This is a genomic window from Cloacibacterium normanense, from assembly GCF_002943105.1.
Taxonomy (GTDB): domain Bacteria; phylum Bacteroidota; class Bacteroidia; order Flavobacteriales; family Weeksellaceae; genus Cloacibacterium.
The window spans coordinates 1-19,739 of the sequence record NZ_PTPZ01000007.1 but is presented as its reverse complement, the minus strand read 5'-3'; the positions used below and the strand labels follow the sequence as shown (position 1 = coordinate 19,739).

Genomic DNA, 19,739 nt, shown 5'->3' with positions numbered 1-19,739 from the left:
TTTTAATTTTTAAAAATTGGGACATTAGAACAAGCTTCGCCGAACATAAGTGATTTTACAATAGGTTTCAGTTTTTCTACCAATTCTATGTACGCGTTTTCGGGAATGTCTTCTTCGCTGCAACCTTTTACGAGGACGCGTTTAGCTTCTAAATCTGCAAAATTATAATGAGAAATCGCTTCGTGCATTAAAACCACTTCTAAATCTTTCTTGGTTCCGTAAACTATTTTTTTTGCCACTCCTGTAAGTTTGGAAGTGATGAGGAAATAAGCCCAAATCGGAACAATAGCGTCTACCGAACAATAAACGTAAACAAAGGCGTCACAATATATTTCAGGGTCTATTTCTGCAACTTTTTCGCGGAAATCTTTTTCTTTCAAAATCATTTCCATGAAAAGAAAATCCTTTAAATCTATCCCAATTCTTTTGCCTTTAGGAGAAAGTGCTGATAAATCAAAATTCACCAAACCGCTTTCTGCTACTTTATTTTTTATTTCGAAATCTTCTGACATTTTTTATTATTATCTTTGAACAAAATTAAGTCAAATTTTTAGAATAAAAATTTTTAGTCCATCTGAAAATCTAAAATCTAAAATCTAAAAAATCTAAAATCTTGAAATACTATATCATCGCAGGAGAAGCATCAGGAGACTTACACGCTTCTAATTTAATGAAAGCCATTTTACAGAAAGACCAAAATGCAGAATTCAGATTTTGGGGAGGAGATTTAATGGCGAAAGTTGCTGGTGAAAAACCCGTAAAACACTATAAAGAACTCGCTTTTATGGGCTTCTTGGAAGTGGCGATGAACCTTAGAACGATTTTGAAAAATATAAAACTTTGCAAAGAAGATGTTAAGAATTATCAACCAGATGTCTTGGTTTTGGTAGATTATCCAGGTTTTAATTTAAGGATTGCAGAGTTTGCAAAAAATCTTGGAATAAAAGTAGTTTACTATATTTCTCCACAATTATGGGCTTGGAAAGAAGGCAGAGTAGAAACCATCAAAAAATATGTAGATGAAATGCTGGTGATTCTTCCTTTCGAGAAAGATTTTTATAAAAAACATCAAGTAGATGCGCATTTTGTAGGTCATCCTTTACTCGATGCGATTTCTGATTTGCCAGAAATTTCTGTTGAAAATTTCAAAAAGGAAAATGGTTTAAATGAAAAAGAAATTATTGCCCTTTTACCCGGTTCTCGAGAGCAGGAAGTAGAAAAAATGCTCGCTTTGATGCTTTCGGTTAGAGATTCTTTTAAAAATTATCAGTTTGTAATTGCAGGAGCACCAAGTTTACCTAAAGAATTTTACCAAAAATTTGTAGATGATGATGTGCATTTTGTTTCCAATAAAACCTATGATTTATTGAGATGTTCTATAGCAGCTTTGGTGACTTCGGGAACGGCAACTCTAGAAACAGCGTTGCTGAATGTTCCAGAAATTGTGTGTTACCGAACCAGTAAAATTTCTTACGAAATTGGTAAACGTGTGGTGAAAAATATCAAATTTATATCACTCGTGAATTTGATTATGGACAAAGAAGTGGTGAAGGAATTGATTCAAAATCAACTCAATACGGAAAATTTAGTTGATGAACTTCAAAAAATTCTGGAAGGGCCAAAACGTGACAAAATGCTTCAGGATTATGAACTTCTCAGAGAAAAATTAGGTGGAAAAGGAGCAAGTAATCACGCTGCAGAAATTATTGTTAATCTATGATGAAAAAAATAATTGTACAACTCGAAGAAATAGAAAATTTAAAACAATTTTCCCATAAAAATGCTCCTGAAATTTCAGAAGCGAGTATTGGTTGGCATTTAGAACACTCGCTTTTGGTGATTTCTAGAATTTTGGAAGGTTTGCCTGCTTCTCATCCAGAAAAATATCAACCTAAATTTTCTTGGGCTAAATTTATGGTCATGACTTCGGGATATATACCTAGAAAAAAAGGAAAAGCTCCGAAATTCACTATTCCTACAAGTGAAAACTTTCTAGAAAATATAGATAATTATCTAAATTCCGTTAGAGAAAATTTGCAAATGATTAAAAATCTCCCTTCTCAATCTTATATAGAACATCCTTATTTCGGACATTTAGATGTAAAACAAACTTTAAAATTTTTAAAAATTCATACTCAGTATCATCTTAAAATTGCAAGAGACATATTGGCTAAATCTCATTAGAGAATTTTAATGAAGAATAAATTACAAATAAAAGAGTAACAAGAGGTTGCTCTTTTTTTATTTTGAAGGGATAAGTTTCAGAGTGGTTTCTTCATGTTTTAATCAATTTCATTGCGTAAATTTGTTAAAAATTAAGAATTATGGCTTTTAACGAAAAGGATTATCAGAAAATTTCTACGGACCGTACATTCATCATTGATTGCTATACAGAAATGTTGTCTAGAATTAATGAAAAGGAACTAGTAGATTTAATCAACAATACAGAAGAAGGGAAGAAGTTCGAAGAAAATGAATTGTCTAGTGAGAAAATTATACAATCATTAAGTATCTATTTTCAATTGATGACATTGGTAGAAGAAAACGGAGCTACACAATATAGAAGAAGATTAGAAGACCAAGAAAAAATCACCGCAATTCGTGGTTCATGGGGAGAAGCATTCCATTTTTGGAAAAATTCCAATGTGACAGAAGAAGATATGCTGAATGCAGTTTCTGCTACTCATGTTATTCCTGTTCTTACTGCGCATCCTACTGAAGCAAAAAGAGTTACGGTTATAGAATTGCATAGAGAATTGTACTTGCTTTTGGTGAAAAAAGAGAATACTTCTCTCAGTAAATTAGAGCAAAATGAGATTAAAGAAAAAATTATTCAACTTCTAGAAAGATGGTGGAGAACAGGCGAAATTTACCTGGAAAAGCCAGATATTACAGACGAAAGAGCAAATGTTTTATATTATCTTACCAAGATTTTCCCCAACGTTTTAGTGAAAAGTGACCAAGAAATCATCAATTCTTGGATTGAGTTAGGGCTTAATCCTCAGAAAATTAAAAATCCAGATTATTTCCCGAAAATTAATTTTGGAAGTTGGGTTGGTGGTGACAGAGATGGTCATCCTTTTGTAACACCTGCAGTGACTAAGGAAACACTTTTGCTTCATCGAAAAGCCGCATTAACATTGATTAAAGAAGATTTAATTCATTTGGCTAAGAAAATTTCTATTTCGGCGGTGTCTAATCCTGTTCCTTTTCAGCTTTCTGAAATGATTCAGGAGAAAGTTTCTGCATTAGGTGAAATGGGCAAAAAAGCAGTTGAAAGAAATCATTATGAACCGTGGAGACAATTCGTAAATCTTATGATTTGTCAATTAGAAAATACCATAACAGAAAATTTTGAAGATTCTAAAACCTATTATAAATCTAGCAAAGCGCTTCAAGAAGATTTAAAAAATCTGAGAGAAGTTTTGGTACAAAATGGTTTCCAAAGCATTGCCGAGGATTTATTATTCTCGGTAGAAAGAGCGGTTCAATGTTTCGGATTTCATTTGGCTAAATTAGATATTAGACAAAATAGCGCTTTCCATGATAAAGCTATTTCGCAGATTCTTAAAGCCAGCGGTGAAACAGATTATGATTTCGAAAATTGGGAAGAAGAAAAAAGAGTAAATTACCTGAACCAAGTCTTGAGCAGCAATGCTTTTATTACAGACGTTACCATTTCTTACGGTCCAGAAGCAGATAATGTTTTAGATTGTTATAGAGTCATTCGTCAACATATCAGTCAGTATGGAGCAGAGGGAATAGGTTCTTTCATTGTAAGTATGACCAGAAATTTAAGTGATTTATTGGTGGTTTATTTATTAATGAGAGAAACTCAACTTCTTAACACCAAGATAAGAGTGGTTCCGCTTTTAGAAACTATCGAAGATTTACAAAATGGTTCAGAAATTTTAGAAAAATTCTTGCAACATCCTATCACAATTAGCAGAGCTAAAAATTTAGATGGGAAACAAGAAGTAATGCTAGGTTATAGTGACAGTAATAAAGATGGTGGAACAATTGCAAGTAAGTGGAATCTTCATAAAGCAGAAATTGCTTTGTCAGAAATTGGTAAGAAACATAATACCGAAATCTATTTCTTCCACGGAACTGGTGGAACCATCAGTAGAGGTGGTGGTAAATATCATCGTTTCTTAGAAAGTATGCCAGAACAAGCCGTTTTTGGAACCGTGAAAATCACAGTTCAAGGAGAATCTGTAGCGCAACTTTTCGGAAATCCTATGACGGCGAAATATAATCTCAATGCACTTTCGTCTGGAACAGCAAGACATATTATTCAAAATAAATACAAAACCGAAAAACCACAATATCCATTTGAATCTATGGAATTTCTGGCTCAAAAATCCTTTGAACATTATAGAAATTTAATAGAAACTCCAGGATTTATCAATTTTTATGGAAAAGCAACGTGCATAGATGTTTTAGAGAAAAGCAAAATAGGTTCTAGACCAGCCAGAAGAACGGGAACCAGAACATTGCAGGATTTACGCGCGATTCCTTGGGTTTTCAGCTGGAATCTTTCTCGTATTGCACTCACAGGTTGGTACGGATTAGGTGAAGCGCTCAAAATTTTGAAATCAGAAAAACCACAAGAATATCAACAGTTAAAAGAAGCAGCTCAAAATTGGAATTTCTTCAAATTTTTAATGATTCAGACCGAGACCAATCTTATTTTGTCTAATCTAGAAATTATGAAAAAATATGCAGAATTAGACCAAAATGAAGAAGAAAGAAACCTATTGATGAATAAATTTCTTACCGACCATCAAAATGGAGTTCAGCTGATAGAAGAATTGTTCGGAGAAGCGGCTCTGGAAAGAAGAAGCGGACAATATGATAACTTGAAATGGAGAAACCAAAAACTAGATGTTTTACACCATTTACACCTTCATTATCTTCAACAATGGAGAAATTTAGATGACGAAAATAAACTAGAAAAAGACAAAATTCTCAATAAATTATTAAGTTTAATCAATGCTATTTCTAGTGGTTTGAAAAATACTGGATAAGAGTATAAAATTCCTTAAATGTAACGTTTAAGGAATTTTTTTGTTTAAAAATGGAGAAAAAGAACTCGTGAGTTCAATAAATTTTTATATTTGATTAAACTAATAACCAAATTGCATGAACAAGCAACCACTTTTGATTTTGTGGATTTGTTTCATTTTCGGGATTCTTATTTCCGAAAAGTTGAGTTTGTCAACTGCTTTAGTCAAAGTGTTTTTGAGTTTTAGCTTCCTGTTTTTAGTTTTTAGCTTTTTAAAAATTCATTTTTTCTTCAAAATCAAAGAATATGTATTGGCAATTTTCTTTTTGGGATTAGGCGATTTCGCACATGAACTCCATAATAAAGAACAAGTTCTTCCACATTTTCCTAGTTCGTCGGAAGTGGTTTTTACTTTGGATAAAAAGCTGAATTCCAACGAGAAAAATAAACGTTACGAAGTCAAAATTTTGAAAGTTAACGACGAAATAAACCATTTAGGTTTGGTTTTGTCGGTTCCAAAAGAAGAAAAGGAACTGGATTTCAAACATTTTTATAAAGCCGAAATTTATCTCAACAAAGTAAAAGCGAATGCGCAGGATTTTGGATTTGATTATCAAAAATATTTGGCCAGAAAGCAGATTTATTTTCAAGGATATGCTCCTAATTCTTTTCAAGTTGCGGAGAAAGAAAACCTTACTTTTTCCGAAAAAATTAAACAAAAACGCTTAGAAATTTTGCAAAATATCGACCAAGCAAAACTTTCTGAAAAATCTAAAGAATTTACCAAAGGAATCATTCTGGCAGATCGTACAGAAATGGACCGAGAAACCGTGGAAGATTTTAGCAAATCTGGTTTGGTGCATATTTTAGCGATTTCAGGTTCGCACATGGCGATTATTTTTTGGTTGATTTTGTTGCTTTTGAAACCAATTTTTCCTGCAAATTTTAGAAATTTACCGATTGTAATTTCTTTGATATTCATTTGGTTATTTGCAGTTTTTATAGATTTTGGAAGTTCTGTGATTCGTTCGTGTATTATGATTTCTGCGTATTATTTCTATGTTTTATTGCAACGGAAACCAGATTTGTTACATGCAATGGCGATTTCTGGTTTAGCGATTTTGATTTTTGACACGAACCAACTTTTTGATGTAGGATTTCAATTGAGTTTTATTGCTGTTTTTGGAATTTTTTGGCTCAATGAACCGATTTTGAAATATTTACCAAAGCCTAAAAATAATGTTCAGAATTTTTTTGTGAATGTAATTTCGATTAGTATTGCTGCGCAATTGGTGACTTTACCATTGGTTATTTATTATTTTCATCAATATTCTTTGATTTCGGTTATTGCGAATCTGGTGGTGATTCCTTTTTCTGAAGTAATTATTATTTTTGCTTTATTGATGACCATTTTGTTGGGTTTTGGCTTCGAAATTTCTTGGTTAAATGCTCTTTACGATTCTGGAGTTCAACTGGTTTTGAAAGTGATTCATTTTTTCGCAAGCCTTGATGTTTTCTTCTTTAAAAACATACCAATGCATTGGTCAGAAGTCATCGTTCTTTTTAGTATGATTTATTTTTTGAGGAGATTTTTAATACGTCATCATTTAAAATCACTCATCAAAGTAGGATTTTTGGTCATTTTATTTTTAATGCTTAGAATAGGATTTAACTACTATGAAAATTCTAAATCTGAAATCTTAGTACACGAATTTTTTAAAGAAAAAATAATTTCTGTTAAAGAAAAAGATAAAGTAGTCTTTTTTGTGAAAAATTCCAAAAATTTAGAAAAGCAGAAAAAGTACATCATAGAGCCTTATTTGGTTGCTAGAAGAGTGAATGATTTTAAAATTGTCTTTGTTCCTCAAAATGTAAAAGCTATAGTCATAAATAAGAAAAATTATAGACTAGAATAATTTATTTAGAATAGTTATAAACTAAAAAACATGACATTTGTCATGGTTTCAAACGTTAACAAATTCTTAATTTTGTGAAAATTCAAAAAAATAAATAAACAATGGCAGGATTAACTCAATCTACAATTGGTAGAAAGTTTTTAATGGCGCTTTCAGCAATGTTTTTGCTTGTCTTTTTGTTGATTCACTTGTCGGTAAATTTACTATCGATATTTAGTGAAGATGCATTTAACACAGCGTCTCATTTTATGGGATACAATCCTTTAATACAATTTGTGATGCAGCCGGTTTTAGTAGCGGGTGTAATCTTTCACTTTGTAATGGGCTTCGTTTTAGAAATGAAAAACAAAAACGCAAGACCAGTAAAATATGCTGTAGCAAATAACAGCGGAAATTCTAGTTGGTCTTCTAGAAATATGATTATTTCTGGAGCAGTAATTTTAGCTTTCTTAGGACTGCATATGTATGATTTCTGGATGCATGAGATGAATTATAAGTATGTAGAAGCTCTATCAATCAATGAAACAAGATATTGGGAAGAGTTACATGCTAAGTTTGCAGATTTATGGAGAGTGATTTTTTACGCAGTTTCTTTTGTTTTATTAGGATTGCACTTATCACACGGTTTCCAATCATCATTCCAATCGATTGGAGCTAGACATCCTAAATATTTAAAATGTGTAATCACTTTAGGAACTTGGTATTCTGTTTTAATTCCGCTAGGATTTATCGTAGTAGCTGTATTTCATTTCGTAACTCAATAATTTACATAATATTATGAGCAAATTAGATTCAAAAATTCCAGCAGGTCCTTTAGCAGACAAATGGAAAAATCATAAAGCACACATGAATTTGGTTGCACCAAATAACCGTGATAAAATAGATATTATTGTAGTAGGAACTGGTTTAGCTGGTGGTTCTGCTGCGGCAACTCTTGCAGAGCAAGGATATAATGTAAAAGCTTTTTGCTACCAAGATTCACCAAGAAGAGCGCACTCTATTGCAGCTCAAGGTGGTATTAATGCAGCTAAAAATTATCAAAATGATGGTGACTCTGTTTACAGATTATTCTATGACACCATCAAAGGTGGAGATTATAGAGCAAGAGAAGCTAACGTACACAGATTAGCAGAAGTTTCTGCAAATATCATTGACCAATGTGTAGCACAAGGTGTTCCTTTTGGTAGAGAATACGGCGGTCAGTTAGATAACCGTTCTTTCGGTGGAACTCAGGTGAAGAGAACTTTCTACGCAAAAGGTCAAACTGGTCAGCAATTACTATTAGGTGCATATTCTGCAATGAGCCGTCAAATTGGTAAAGGTAGAATTAAGATGTACAACCGTCACGAAATGATGGACTTAGTAATGGTAGATGGTAAAGCTAGAGGTATTATCGCAAGAAACTTAGTAACAGGAGAAATCGAAAGACATTCTGCTCACGCTGTAGTGATTGCTTCTGGTGGTTACGGAAACGTATATTTCCTTTCTACTAACGCGATGGGTTCTAACGTTTCTGCGGCTTGGAAAATTCACAAAAAAGGAGCGTATTTCGCAAATCCATGTTTCGTACAGATTCACCCAACTTGTATTCCAGTTCACGGAACACAACAGTCTAAACTGACTCTGATGTCTGAATCTCTTAGAAACTCTGGTAGAATTTGGGTTCCTAAAAAATTAGAAGATGCTCAAGCAATCAGAGAAGGAAAACTTAGACCAGAAAATGTTAAAGAAGAAGATAGAGATTACTATTTAGAAAGAAGATATCCTGCATTCGGTAACTTAGTACCTAGAGACGTAGCTTCTAGAGCTGCTAAAGAAAGATGTGATGCTGGTTTCGGAATCGAAAATAATGATACTAAAGAAGGTGTATTCTTAGATTTCTCTACAGAAATTATGAAAAAAGGTAGAGAAGCTGCTACTGAGAAAAATATTCACAATCCTTCTGAACAACAAATCTACGATTTGGGTAAAAAATGGGTAGAAGAAAAATACGGAAACCTATTCCAAATGTATGAAAAAATTACAGCAGACGATCCATACGTAACTCCTATGAAAATTTATCCTGCAGTTCACTATACCATGGGAGGAGTTTGGGTAGATTATAACTTAATGAGTACTATTCCTGGTTGTTTCGTAATTGGTGAGGCTAATTTCTCAGACCACGGCGCAAACAGATTAGGTGCATCTGCTTTAATGCAAGGTTTAGCAGACGGATATTTCGTATTGCCTTACACGATTGCAGATTATCTTTCTGCAGACATCAGAACAGGACAAATTCCTACTAATTCTTCAGAATTTGAAGCTGCTGAAAAAGAAATTAAAGATAAAGTAAACTTCTTCTTAACCAATAAAGGAACTCATTCTGTAGACTACTTCCACAAAAAACTAGGAAACGTAATGTGGAACAAAGTAGGTATGGGAAGAACTCCAGAAGGTTTAGCAGAAGCAATTAAAGAAATAGAAGAAATCAGAAACGATTTCTGGAAAAATGTAAAAGTTCCTGGAGAAGCAGATGGAATGAATACAGAGCTTGAAAAAGCATTCAGAGTGGCAGATTTCTTAGAACTGGGTCAATTAATGGCGAAAGATGCTCTTGAAAGAAAAGAATCTTGTGGAGGACACTTCCGTTGGGATCACGCTACTCCAGAAGGTGAAGCAGAAAGAGATGACGAGAACTACAAATATGTAGCAGCTTGGGAATACAAAGGTGATGATATCAACGCCGAAGTATTGCACAAAGAAGAATTGGTGTACGAGAATATTGAAGTGAAAACGAGAAGTTATAAATAATCTCCATAAAATAATTTAAAAAATGAGTGCAAAAAAAGGATTAAACCTGACTCTGAAAATTTGGAGACAGAAAAATAATAAATCAAAAGGTCAGTTCGAGACCTACAAAATATCAGATGTTTCTACGGATTCTTCTTTCCTTGAAATGTTAGATATGCTAAACGAACAATTGGTAAATAACGGAAGCGAACCAGTAGCATTCGACCACGATTGTAGAGAAGGAATCTGCGGTATGTGTTCATTGTACATTAATGGTAGAGCTCACGGACCAGATACAGGAATTACAACTTGCCAATTGCACATGAGAATGTTCAAAGATGGCGAAACCATCACTATTGAACCTTGGAGAAGTGCTGCGTTCCCAGTAATCAAAGACTTGGTAGTAGACAGAAGCGCATTTGACAGAATTATGGCTGCAGGTGGTTTTGTTTCTGTAAATACTTCAGGAAATACACTTGATGCAAACGCAATCCCAGTTCCTAAAGAAGATGCAGATAAAGCAATGGATGCTGCAGCTTGTATCGGTTGTGGAGCATGTGTAGCCACTTGTAAAAATGGTTCTGCTATGCTATTTGTAGGTGCTAAAGTTTCTCAGTTTGCTCTTTTACCACAAGGTAGAGTAGAAGCGAAGCGAAGAGTACTAAACATGGTAAAACAAATGGACGAAGAAGGCTTCGGTAACTGTTCTAACACAGGTGCTTGCGAAGTAGAATGTCCTAAAGGAATTTCTCTAGAAAACATCGCTAGAATGAACAGAGAATTTCTTGCAGCTCAATTTACTACAGTAGATTAACCTTATCAATGAAATAATTTGAAAATCACCTCTTTCTTTGAGGTGATTTTTCGTTAAAACTTTCCCAAAACACAAAGTTTTTTTCTGCAAATAAAACTAAAAGTATATTTTTGCGTGATTAAAAACAAAAACAACTTTTTTAAAGAAATGAAAAAATATTTTTTATTATTCTTATTCTCCATTTTATTGCTATCATGTTCTAAAGGTGGCAAAGTAACCATAAATGGTAAAGTGACTAATGGCTCACCATTAGAAAGATTAGAAATCATTGATGCTTCAGGAATTGCAACTTTACCGCTTGCTAATTTTGGTGTAGATGCCAAAGGAAATTTCTCAGAAACCATAGAAATTCCTAGAGATGGAGTTTATGTTATTACTTATGGCGGGAACACAGGTTTTCTTTATCTAAAAGGTGGTGATCAAGTAAATCTTGATTTTGAAGCGATGCTTTTCCCTCAAGGAATGAAAATTACTGGTGATGCTAAAGGAAATACAGAATACTTAATGGAATCTCAACAGTTCATTAACCAATACATGTCTAAATTAGACCAATCTGTTATTTCTAAAAAAGAAGAAGATTTCCTAAAAGAATTAGAAAAATATAAAGGTGATATTACCAAAAAAATGGACGAAATCGCTAAGGTGAAAAAACCAGACAGCGATGTAGAAAAATTCAATAAAAGAGAACTAGATGTAACTTTATTGATGATTTCTTCTCAATACGAAAGTATGCATGGTCCAGCTACCAATGACCCAAAATACAAAGCAGGAGCTAAATTGTTAGAATTCCAAAAAGGTCTAGAAAACGAAAGTTATGTAGAAGATATGCCTAATTACAGAAACTACGTTATCAGTAAATTAAGTGCAGGTTTCCAAAAATTCTTCGAAGGACAAAAGAATGCTGCTCCGACTTCTAATGTGCAAATGTTCTCTAAATTCTTAGACACCCAAAAAGATGTTTCAGACAAAACTAAAGAATATCTTCTTGCTGCGGTAGCTGCTCAATATGATTTAAGAGAACCTGCTAATCCTAAATTACAAGAAGTTTTCAAATTTTTAGATACTAAAATCAAAAATTCAGCAATCAAATCTGAGTTGAAAAATTTAGAAGAAGCTATTTACGGAATTGAGCAAGGAACAGATGTTTCTGGTTTAAGTTTAGTAAAACAAGATGGCAGTAAAATAACTTTAGCAGATCTTAAAGGAAAACCTACAGCATTAGTGTTCTACGCTTCTTGGAATCCTTACATCACAGAAAGCACAATGCCTGTTCTTAAAGAAATGGTGAAATTCTATGGTTCAAAAATGAATTTTGCTTTCATTAACTTAGATGATACTCAAGACCAATTCGTGAAAACTTCTAAAGCGATGTTCACAGGAATTCAAGGGAACAATTATTATGCAACTGGTGGTATGAAATCTGAAATTGCTAAGAAATTTGCTGTTTACGGATTTAAAATGCCAAGTTTCATCATCATTGATAAAGACGGTAAAATTTCTAGTAAAACTTACTTAAATATCGCAGACCCAGCTTTAGTAGATGGATTGAACAAAGCTTCTGGTTTACAAGCTCCAACTGCTGTTCCTCAAGCACCAGATTTAATGACAGCACCTTCAGCTACAGAACAACATTCTGCAAATGATGGTCACGGTCACTAAAAAAGATAAAATATCATATCAAAAAGCGGACTTTAGTCCGCTTTTTATTTTTTCAAAATTTATGAAAATCAATAAACAGTCTGAAAATTAGTTTTAAAACATTAATTTTGCATCGTTATGAGTAAGAAAAAGAAAAACATTATTTTAGAAAATATTAAATTAATTACTGCTGGTGCAAAAGGTGTAGCCGTAGGAAAAACTGAAGAAGGGAAAACAGTTTTAATTTCTGGTGCGGTTCCGGGTGATGTAGTAAATGCCAGAGTGAAAAAATCTAAATCTAAATACTTCGAAGCAGAAGCCATAGAGATTTTAGAAAAATCACCTTACAGAGTTGAGCCGAAATGTACTCATTTCGGAGTTTGTGGTGGTTGCAAATGGCAGAACCTTTCTTACCAAAAACAACTCGATTTCAAGCAAGAAGAAGTTTATAACAATATCAAACGAATTGGCGGAATCGAAAATTTTGAAACCTTGCCAATTCTCGGTTCAGAGCAAGAATATTTCTACAGAAATAAAATGGAGTTTTCTTTTTCTAACGCTCGTTGGCTTACTCAATACGAAATCAGTTCCGAAGAAAATTTCGGGAATAAAGATGCTTTAGGATTCCATATTCCAGGAATGTGGAGTAAGATTTTAGATTTACAAGAATGCTTCCTTCAAGAAGCGCCATCTAATGATTTAAGATTAGCTGTAAGAAATTACGCCATCGAAAATGGTCTAGATTTTTTTGATGTAAGAAATCAAGAAGGCTTTTTGAGAACTTTAATGCTTCGTCAAAACTCTCAAGGAGAATGGATGGTTTTATTCCAATTGTACAGAGAAGAAAAAGAAAACAGAGAACAATTATTCGATTATATTTTAGAAAAATTCCCACAGATTAAAACTTTGGTTTTTGCCATCAATCCGAAACAGAATGATTCTATTTATGATTTAGATGTGCAGACTTATTTCGGCGAAGGTTTCATTTATGAAGAAATGGATGGGCTGAAATTTAAAATCGGACCAAAATCTTTCTTCCAAACCAATTATAAGCAAGCACTGAATTTGTACAGAAAAACATTGGAATTTGCAGAAATTTCTGAAAATGATGTGGTTTATGATTTGTATACAGGGACAGGAACGATTGCACAATATATTGCCCAAAAAGCAAAATACGTAATCGGGATAGAATCGGTTCAAGAAGCTATTGATGCTGCAAAAGAACATGCTAAACTTAATGGTTTAGAGAATTGCGAGTTTTATTGTGGCGATATGAAAGACGTTTTCACAGAAGAGTTTTTAGCCAATCATCCAAAACCAAATGTTTTGGTTACCGACCCACCAAGAGACGGAATGCACCAAAAAGTGGTAGAACAAATTCTGAAATTAGCTCCGCCAAAAATTGTCTATGTTAGCTGTAATTCTGCTACTCAAGCCAGAGATTTAGCACTGATGAAGGAACATTATGATTTGGTGAAGATTTTGCCAGTAGATATGTTTCCGCAGACACATCATGTAGAAAATATAGCGCTATTAATAAAAAAATAACTAAATTGGGGGTTCGAAACAGAATCCTCAATTTTTTTATCTTATAGTTGAGGTATTTTTAACCAAATAAAAATTTAAAATATCGAATGAAAAATGTACTGAATTTGTTTTGCGCATTGTCATTAATGATGTCAGCGAGCGCATTTTCTCAACAGAAAGACAGTGTAAAAGTAGATGTAAAAGCTAAAAAAGACACTGTAAACACTGCAAAACCAAAAGACAAAAAACCAGAAAAAATTCAACCTTTCGAGAAAGTAATTACCAACAAAGCAGTTAGCGATGAAGGAATTATTACCGTTCACAAAGTAGAAGACAAATATTATTTCGAAATTCCGGATAAAGCACTGAAAAAAGAATTTTTGGTAGTCACCAGATTGACCAAAGCTGGCGCCGAAATGAGAATGGGAACAGTAGGTTATGCAGGAGATCAAATCAGTCAAAACGTTATCAGTTTCGAGAAAGGACCAAATGATAAAGTGTTTTTGCGCTCTATTTCTTATGTAGATTATGCTAAAGATTCTACCTCTGCAATGTATAAAACAGTGATGAGAAATAACGTAAATGCTATAGAACAAGCTTTTGACATTAAAGCTTTCGGTAAAGAAAAAAACTCTACCGTGATAGATGTTACAGATTTTATCAATGCAGATAATGATATAGTTTCTTTTGATACTCGTTTCAAGAAAGGATTTAGAGTAGGAGCTTTTCAAAAAGATAAATCTTTTGTCAATTTCGTGAAATCTTTCCCTACCAATATAGAAATTAATACGACTAAAACCTACAACAGAAGTGCAGGAGAAGCTTCGCCAATTCCAGGTGCTCCAAAACCTGAAGTGAGCGGAAATTATACTGTAGAAGTGAATTCTTCTATTATTCTTTTGCCAGAAAATAAAATGCAGGCAAGGTATTTCGATCCTAGAGTAGGTTATTTTACAGTAGGTTATACTGATTTTGATGAAAATCCTCAAGGCGTAGAAAGAGTTTCTTTGGTAAAAAGATGGAGACTTGAACCAAAAGCAAAAGATTTAGAAAAATATAAAAGAGGCGAATTGGTAGAGCCAGAGAAACCAATTGTGTTTTATATAGACCCGTTAACTCCAAAAAAATGGATTCCATATTTAATTCAAGGGGTAAATGATTGGCAAAAAGCTTTCGAAAAAGCAGGTTTCAAAAACGCTATTTATGCAAAAGTTCCGAATGCAAAAGAAGATCCAGAATGGAGTTTAGAAGATGCAAGATTTTCGGCTATCGTTTATAAACCTTCAGATGTTCCCAATGCTTCTGGTCCTTCAATTGCAGATCCTAGAACTGGAGAAATTTTGGAAAGTCACATCAATTGGTATCACAATGTGATGAAATTGTTGAACGATTGGTATTTCGTGCAAGCTTCACCAAATGATCCTAGAGCTAGAAAAGTAGATTTTGATGATGAATTAATGGGACAATTAATCAGATTTGTTTCTTCACACGAAGTAGGTCATACCCTTGGTTTGAGACATAATTTCGGGTCTAGTTCTACGGTTCCTGTAGAAAATCTTAGAAATAAAGCTTGGTTAAAAGCCAATGGACACACTCCTTCAATCATGGATTATGCGAGATTTAACTATGTAGCACAACCAGAAGATAATGTAGGCGAAGCTGGATTAATGCCAAGAATTGGTGACTATGATGACTGGGCAATAGAATGGGGTTACAGAAGATTTTACAACTATAATTCTCCAGAAAAAGAAAAAGCTCATCTGAATAAATGGGTGATGGAAAAATTACAAAATCCTAGACTTTGGTTCGGTACAGAAACCAATCCTTATGATCCGCGTTCGCAGAGCGAACAAGTAGGAGATAATCCTATGATTGCTGGAAAATATGGAGTGAAAAATCTTCAGCGAATCATGGAAAACATAGAAGCGTGGAGTACAAAACCAAATGAAGATTACAGCAGTCTTAATAATAGATTTACTCAAGTTTCTGGTCAGTTTACTAGATATTTAGGTCATGTTTCTAAATACATCGGTGGCGTAAAAGAAACACCGAAAATGGTAGAACAAAAAGGAGCTATCTACGAATTGGTTTCTAAATCAGAGCAAAAAGAAGCTTTGAAATTTTTATCAGAAAATGTATTCACCACTCCAAATTGGTTGTTGAAAACTTCTGTTTTAACCAAAATAGATAAATCGCCTGTAGAAGTGGTAGAAAATCTTCAAAAAATAGTGCTCAATAGAGTTTTAAGCGAAGGTGTTTTGAATAAATTATACGAAGGAGAATCTTTAGATGCTAATGCTTATGCAGTGTATGATTATCTTCAAGATATTAAAAATAGTGTATTTTCTGAGTTGAAATCTTCTTCTAAAATTGATATTTATAGAAGAAATTTACAGAAAAATTTTGTAGAAACTTTAATAGCGAGAACTCAGGCAAGTAAACCAAGCACAGGCAGAAATGCTGAGACGATTTCTGATAACTCTGATGTGAAATCATTAACCAGAGGAGTTTTAAGAGAAATAAAAGCAGATGCTTCTAAAAATGCACAAAATGCACAAGATGCAGTGACCAAATATCATTTAGAAGATTTGGTTTACAGGATAGATAAAGCTTTAGAAGTAAAATAATTGAAAAATAAAGTTCATCATTTCCAGAAAATGGTGAACTTTGTTTTATAAAAGAGATTTTTCTGAAAATTTAAAATAAGAAAAATCAAAATAGTAAGTTAAATATCTGAAACCGACTTTCAAGTTGAATAGGCGTTTTCAGAATATTATTTCCTCGTAAAAAAATGAAAAAATTAATCTTTCCCTTTTTGATATTGGGTTTTTTGCTCACTTCTTGCGAAAACGATGACGATGTTTGCGTAAGCGGAGAAGCTACACCTCGACTAAAAATTAAATTTAAAAGTGCAGATAATAAAGTGCTGACTCTAGAGTCACTTTATTTAGATGTAGATTACGGTAATAATAATATTTTAACGGTTGTAGAAGCTACTAAAATAGATTCCGTATTGGTTCCTATTCGGGTAGACGATGCAGGTTTTACTGAATTATATGTTAGAAAAACTAAAAATGGCAAAGTTTCTAAAATAAAACTGAATTATAATACCACTTCTGAATATGTTTCGCCAGCTTGTGGTTTCAAAAGGCTTTACCAAAACCTTTCAGGAACTCTAGAAACTGCAAATCCAGTGACTAAAGTAGAACTCAATCAAAATCAAATAATCAATGAAAACAAAGCTCACCTTTATCTTGTTTTTTAGTTTTTGTTTGGGTTTTTCTCAAGAGAAAGATTCAGTAAAAACCAAATATCAATATAAACCCAATTTTACAGTAGGATTAGATGTGCTGAATGCTGGATTATCTGCTTTTAGTGATAGAAAATTATTTCAAGGATATGTTTCTTCTGAGATTAAGAAAAATCTTCATGCAATTGTAGATGTAGGTTTTGAAAAAAATATTTATCAGAAAAACGGATATGATGCTACTGCAAACGGAATTTTCGGAAAATTAGGAGGATATTATATGCTTTCTATCGATACCGAAAATCATAATAATGGTTTTTATGCAGGTACAAAAATAGCAGCTAGTTTTTACAGTCAAGAATACAAAAAAGTTCCCATTCGTGGTTTTGGTGGCAGCGACCAATATCTTGCCTTTCCATCAGTGAATCAGTCTGCCTATTGGTTAGAAGGTTTTGCTGGAGCAAGAGTTCAGTTGTTCAAATCAAATTTATATGTAGATGTGAATGCACAACCAAGATTTTTATTTTATTCTACCAAGCAAGAAGAAATGAAGCCTATGATTGTTCCGGGCTTTGGCAAAAGCTCTACTAAATTTAATGTGGGCTTTAGCTGGAATTTGGCGTATCAGTTTTAAGGAATTTATATTGAGATTATAATAATGTTATATTTTTTTAAAAAAAAATGAAATTTATTTTAAATAATTGAATAAAAGTGTATAACTTTGATTCCCTTTAAATTAAATAATAATTAAAATATATTAGATGAAGAAAATTCTATTCTTTCTGATGGCTGGATTAATTTCAATGAACATTTCGGCTCAGACAAAAAAAACAGTAAAAAAATCACCGAACGGTTATATAAGATGTTTATCTACTGAGCATGAAAAAAAGATCCAACAAAAATTCAAAAGAGCGACTATAGGTCAGTTTGAAACTTGGATGTCTAACGAATCTTTGAATTTAAGAAATAAAGGAGCAAATAAAGTTACTGCTGTTAGAACGATACCTGTAGTTGTGCACGTAATTAATAAAGGAGAATCTGTGGGACAGGGCACCAATATTAGTGACGCACAAGTGAGATCTCAAATTACAACTTTAAACAATGACTACAGAAAAAAAATAGGTACAAAGGGATATAATACTAACCCAGTAGGTGCTGATACTAATATAGAATTTGCTTTAGCGGTTAGAGACCCTAATGGAAATCCAACTAATGGTATAGACAGAGTATCATTTGATAAAGAATTTTGGCAAGAATCCGATGTTGAAAATGTTTTAAAACCAAATACTATTTGGGAGCCTACAAAATATCTTAATCTTTGGGTAGTTAACTTTGGAGGTGATTTGGAAGGAGTTTTGGGGTATGCACAATTTCCAGTAGGTTCTACATTAAATGGATTAGATGACACAGGTTTGGCAAATACAGATGGCGTTATTATCGGATACCAATTTTTTGGAAATTTAGATTATAATGATGGTAGTTTTAATTTAGATGCTACTTATGGTTATGGTAGAACTGCCACTCATGAAATAGGTCACTGGCTTGGATTAAGACATATTTGGGGAGATGATACTTGTGGAGAAGATTATGTAGCAGATACTCCAGTCCATGAAGATGCTAATTATGGATGCTTTACTCATCCTAAATCAAATGATTGTGGGACATCAGATGAAATGTTTGAGAATTATATGGATTATACAAATGATGATTGTATGAACATATTTACTCAGAATCAATTAGATAGATTTAATACTGTTTTAACGAATTCAGTGAGAAGAAAAGAATTGCTTACTTCTGATGCTCTAACAGCGGTAACCTTATTACCTAATGATGGAGAAGTATCCGTGAGACCTTCATTTAGTGGGTTATGCGGAGGAAGACCTGTTGGTAATTTTAAAATTATAAACAGAGGTAGTAATAATATTACTTCTGCAACACTTTCAATTAATGATAATGGAAGTACTTATACACAGAACTGGTCAGGAAATTTAGGAACGAATCAAGAAGCAGTTATCCCAGTTATGTTTTCTGGAAATGGAGTTATCACAGCTACACTTACTTCTGTAAATGGGGGTGCAGATTCTAAACCATCTAATAATACAAGTTCTTATTCATATACTATAAAATCTACTCCTAACTTTACTACTACTACAGTAAAATTAGATTTAAAATTAGATATTTATGGTACTGAAACTACTTGGGAACTCATTAATGCAAATGGAGATGTCTTATACCATGGAGGCCCATATACAGATACAGCCACACCTCCAGCATTAAAGACTTTTACTTTTAATTTAGCAAATAATGACTGCTATTCATTTATAATTCGAGACTTATATGGAGATGGTATTTGCTGTGATGCTGGTTCGGGATATTATAAACTCAGCACAAGCTCAGGAACAGTAATGATTAACCAAACAAGTTTTAATGGTTATTATGATTCTTATACCTTCTCTCTAGGAACATTATTAGCGGCAGAAGATGTAAAAAAAGGGAATGTTGAAATTTTCCCTAATCCTGTAAATGATGTTTTAAATATTACAAAAGTATCTAATAATGCTACTTTTACCATCTTTAACGTTGCAGGTCAATTTATTTCAAAAGGAAAAGTGACCAATAATAAAGTCAATGTAGCTACTCTTGCAAAAGGAGTCTATTTCATCGAAGTTTCTGAAAAAGGAGCAACTTCTAAGATGAAATTTATCAAAAAATAATCTTCCATGTGACTAGTCCTAAAAAACCGATACAGATTATAGGGCAAAAATAAATAATTAAACCAAAGCAAAAACGTTTTTGCTTTGGTTTTTGTTTTTATAGGTT

The 19,739-nt window shown here is 33.1% G+C and carries 14 protein-coding genes; 13 read left to right on the top strand and 1 reads right to left on the bottom strand.

Features of this window, described 5'->3' with window-relative positions; all coding sequences use genetic code 11:
- Positions 1–2: 2 nt before the first annotated feature.
- A complete protein-coding gene (locus C3729_RS10575) occupies positions 3–512 on the bottom strand; it encodes a DUF2480 family protein (RefSeq protein ID WP_104794119.1) in 510 nt (169 codons plus the stop codon).
- Positions 513–613: 101 nt separating this feature from the next.
- Here C3729_RS10575 and lpxB point away from each other — a divergent pair, with 101 nt between their 5' ends.
- The 13 genes from lpxB to C3729_RS13405 all read left to right on the top strand — a co-directional run bounded on the left by lpxB (position 614) and on the right by C3729_RS13405 (position 19,633).
- Positions 614–1,720, top strand: coding sequence for a lipid-A-disaccharide synthase (gene lpxB, locus C3729_RS10570; RefSeq protein ID WP_104794118.1), 1,107 nt, complete (start codon positions 614–616; stop codon positions 1,718–1,720).
- Entirely contained in the window at positions 1,717–2,184 is a 468-nt protein-coding gene (locus tag C3729_RS10565; RefSeq protein ID WP_104794117.1) for a DUF1569 domain-containing protein, read from the top strand. The genes lpxB and C3729_RS10565 overlap by 4 nt, the downstream gene beginning before the upstream one ends.
- Before the next feature lie 140 nt (positions 2,185–2,324).
- Complete coding sequence (locus C3729_RS10560; protein WP_104794116.1) at positions 2,325–5,030, top strand: phosphoenolpyruvate carboxylase; 2,706 nt, start codon at positions 2,325–2,327, stop codon at positions 5,028–5,030.
- A 115-nt stretch (positions 5,031–5,145) separates the two neighbouring features.
- Entirely contained in the window at positions 5,146–6,924 is a 1,779-nt protein-coding gene (locus tag C3729_RS10555) for a ComEC/Rec2 family competence protein (protein ID WP_104794115.1), read from the top strand.
- A 101-nt stretch (positions 6,925–7,025) separates the two neighbouring features.
- A complete protein-coding gene (locus C3729_RS10550) occupies positions 7,026–7,688 on the top strand; it encodes a succinate dehydrogenase cytochrome b subunit (protein WP_104794114.1) in 663 nt (220 codons plus the stop codon).
- Positions 7,689–7,701: 13 nt separating this feature from the next.
- The gene (locus tag C3729_RS10545; protein ID WP_104794113.1) at positions 7,702–9,714 is read left to right on the top strand and encodes a fumarate reductase/succinate dehydrogenase flavoprotein subunit; all 2,013 of its coding nucleotides are present in this window, start codon (positions 7,702–7,704) and stop codon (positions 9,712–9,714) included.
- 22 nt (positions 9,715–9,736) lie between these two features.
- Positions 9,737–10,507, top strand: coding sequence for a succinate dehydrogenase/fumarate reductase iron-sulfur subunit (locus tag C3729_RS10540; RefSeq protein ID WP_069800736.1), 771 nt, complete (start codon positions 9,737–9,739; stop codon positions 10,505–10,507).
- A gap of 147 nt (positions 10,508–10,654) precedes the next feature.
- Entirely contained in the window at positions 10,655–12,166 is a 1,512-nt protein-coding gene (locus C3729_RS10535; protein WP_104794112.1) for a TlpA family protein disulfide reductase, read from the top strand.
- Positions 12,167–12,283: 117 nt separating this feature from the next.
- Positions 12,284–13,693 (top strand): 23S rRNA (uracil(1939)-C(5))-methyltransferase RlmD, encoded by a 1,410-nt coding sequence (gene rlmD, locus C3729_RS10530; protein WP_104794111.1) that lies wholly within the window; start codon positions 12,284–12,286, stop codon positions 13,691–13,693.
- An 86-nt stretch (positions 13,694–13,779) separates the two neighbouring features.
- A complete protein-coding gene (locus C3729_RS10525; RefSeq protein WP_104794110.1) occupies positions 13,780–16,299 on the top strand; it encodes a zinc-dependent metalloprotease in 2,520 nt (839 codons plus the stop codon).
- Positions 16,300–16,463: 164 nt separating this feature from the next.
- Positions 16,464–16,937 (top strand): DUF6452 family protein, encoded by a 474-nt coding sequence (locus C3729_RS10520; protein ID WP_104794109.1) that lies wholly within the window; start codon positions 16,464–16,466, stop codon positions 16,935–16,937.
- A complete protein-coding gene (locus tag C3729_RS10515) occupies positions 16,903–17,553 on the top strand; it encodes a DUF6048 family protein (RefSeq protein WP_104794108.1) in 651 nt (216 codons plus the stop codon). The genes C3729_RS10520 and C3729_RS10515 overlap by 35 nt, the downstream gene beginning before the upstream one ends.
- 127 nt (positions 17,554–17,680) lie before the next feature.
- A complete protein-coding gene (locus C3729_RS13405; protein WP_104794107.1) occupies positions 17,681–19,633 on the top strand; it encodes a T9SS type A sorting domain-containing protein in 1,953 nt (650 codons plus the stop codon).
- Positions 19,634–19,739: the final 106 nt, after the last annotated feature.

Bases quoted from the DNA above. Each gene is read 5' to 3' on its own strand.
- C3729_RS10560 (WP_104794116.1), top strand. From the start codon at position 2,325: ATGGCTTTTAACGAAAAGGATTATCAGAAAATTTCTACGGACCGTACA.
- C3729_RS10520 (WP_104794109.1), top strand. From the start codon at position 16,464: ATGAAAAAATTAATCTTTCCCTTTTTGATATTGGGTTTTTTGCTCACT.
- C3729_RS10550 (WP_104794114.1), top strand. From the start codon at position 7,026: ATGGCAGGATTAACTCAATCTACAATTGGTAGAAAGTTTTTAATGGCG.
- C3729_RS10540 (WP_069800736.1), top strand. From the start codon at position 9,737: ATGAGTGCAAAAAAAGGATTAAACCTGACTCTGAAAATTTGGAGACAG.
- C3729_RS10525 (WP_104794110.1), top strand. From the start codon at position 13,780: ATGAAAAATGTACTGAATTTGTTTTGCGCATTGTCATTAATGATGTCA.
- C3729_RS10535 (WP_104794112.1), top strand. From the start codon at position 10,655: ATGAAAAAATATTTTTTATTATTCTTATTCTCCATTTTATTGCTATCA.
- C3729_RS10545 (WP_104794113.1), top strand. From the start codon at position 7,702: ATGAGCAAATTAGATTCAAAAATTCCAGCAGGTCCTTTAGCAGACAAA.
- rlmD (WP_104794111.1), top strand. From the start codon at position 12,284: ATGAGTAAGAAAAAGAAAAACATTATTTTAGAAAATATTAAATTAATT.
- C3729_RS10515 (WP_104794108.1), top strand. From the start codon at position 16,903: ATGAAAACAAAGCTCACCTTTATCTTGTTTTTTAGTTTTTGTTTGGGT.
- C3729_RS13405 (WP_104794107.1), top strand. From the start codon at position 17,681: ATGAAGAAAATTCTATTCTTTCTGATGGCTGGATTAATTTCAATGAAC.
- C3729_RS10565 (WP_104794117.1), top strand. From the start codon at position 1,717: ATGATGAAAAAAATAATTGTACAACTCGAAGAAATAGAAAATTTAAAA.
- C3729_RS10555 (WP_104794115.1), top strand. From the start codon at position 5,146: ATGAACAAGCAACCACTTTTGATTTTGTGGATTTGTTTCATTTTCGGG.
- C3729_RS10575 (WP_104794119.1), bottom strand. From the start codon at position 512: ATGTCAGAAGATTTCGAAATAAAAAATAAAGTAGCAGAAAGCGGTTTG.